Raw genomic sequence first — 1322 nt, 5'->3', positions numbered from 1 at the left:
TGAACCGCTCCGGGATCGGTGGAGGCTCTATGCGTTGACTCCAGCCGCCGGTTGGGGCTGGTGTTGAGCGTAGTGGTTGGTCTCATGCTCGTGGGGTGGGACGTCTCCGATCGCGCTGTGGATGCGCTGGTTGTTGAACCAGTCGACCCATTCCGCGGTGCCGAGTTCGACGTCGGCCAGGCCGTGCCAGGGCCTGCGCGGCTTGATCAGCTCCGTCTTGTACAGGCCGATCTGGGACTCCATGAGCGCGTTGTCCAAGGCATCGCCGACGGTGCCGATCGAGGCGTCGATGTCAGCCTCGAGGAGGTGTGCGGTGAACGCGAAAGACGTGTATTGACTGCCCGCGTCCGAATGATGAACCAGCCCGGGGCCAGCCGGTGTGCCGGCACGGTCGCGTCGCCACAGGGCCATGTCGAGGGCGTCGAGGACGAGTTTGGCCCGCTTGCTGGTGGCGGCGGACCAGCCGACGATCGCCCGCGAGAAGACGTCCACGACGAACGCGACGTAGACGATCCCCGACCAGGTGGCCACATAGGTGAAGTCCGCAACCCACCTCTCGTTCGGCCGGGACGCGGTGAAGTCGCGCCGCAGCAGGTCAGCCGCCCGCTCATGCCCGTCGTCGCGGATGGTGGTGCGGATTTTCCGGCCGCGTCGGGCGCCCTCCAGGCCCAGGTCGCGCATCAGCCGGGCGACGGTGCAGCGGGCCACGGCTATGCCCTCGCGGTGCAGCTGCCGCCACACCTTCCGCACCCCATAGACGCCGAAATTGTCGGCGTGGACCCGGCTGATCTGCGTCTTCAGCTCGGCGTCGCGGACCGACCGCGGGCTGGGGGTGCGGTTCTTGGCGGCGTAGTAGGTGCTCGTTGCGATCTTCAATCCGTGGCTGGTCAGGACACGGCAGATCGGCTCGACCCCGAACACCTGCCGGTGCTCGTCGATGAACGCTACGAGCGCTTCGACGGCCGGTCGAGCTCGGCCGCGAAGAAAGCCGACGCCGCCTTGAGGATCTCATTGGCCCGCCGCAGTTCGGCGTTCTCGGCCCGCAGCCGCTTGATCTCCGCGGCCTCCTCCGACGTGACACCGGGACGCTGACCGGCGTCCACCTCGGCGGTGCGGACCCAGGTCCGCACCGTCTCGGTCGCGCCGATGCCCAGCTTCGCGGCGACCGCCTTCATCGCGGCCCACTCGGTCGGATAGTTCGGACGGATCTCCGTGACCATGCGCACCGCACGTTCACGAAGCTCGGCAGGGTAGGGGGACGGACGTGCCATGACTCGATCCTCTCAGGGAATCGAGCCTCCATCAGACCCGGAGCGGTTCAC

Annotated in this window: 1 protein-coding gene; it reads right to left on the bottom strand. The window is 67.8% G+C overall.

What is annotated here, in order from left to right:
* Positions 1–27: 27 nt before the first annotated feature.
* A protein-coding gene (locus tag IF47_RS0126620; protein ID WP_106982662.1) for an IS3 family transposase occupies positions 28–1271 on the bottom strand; the annotation gives its coding sequence in 2 pieces (ribosomal slippage) (positions 28–989 and positions 989–1271; 1245 coding nt in all).
* Positions 1272–1322: the final 51 nt, after the last annotated feature.

This window comes from Streptomyces megasporus (genome assembly GCF_000718985.1).
GTDB classification, from domain to species: domain Bacteria; phylum Actinomycetota; class Actinomycetes; order Streptomycetales; family Streptomycetaceae; genus Streptomyces; species Streptomyces megasporus.
Note: the sequence above shows the minus strand (reverse complement) of the source record. Positions and strands in the feature narration are given on the sequence as shown.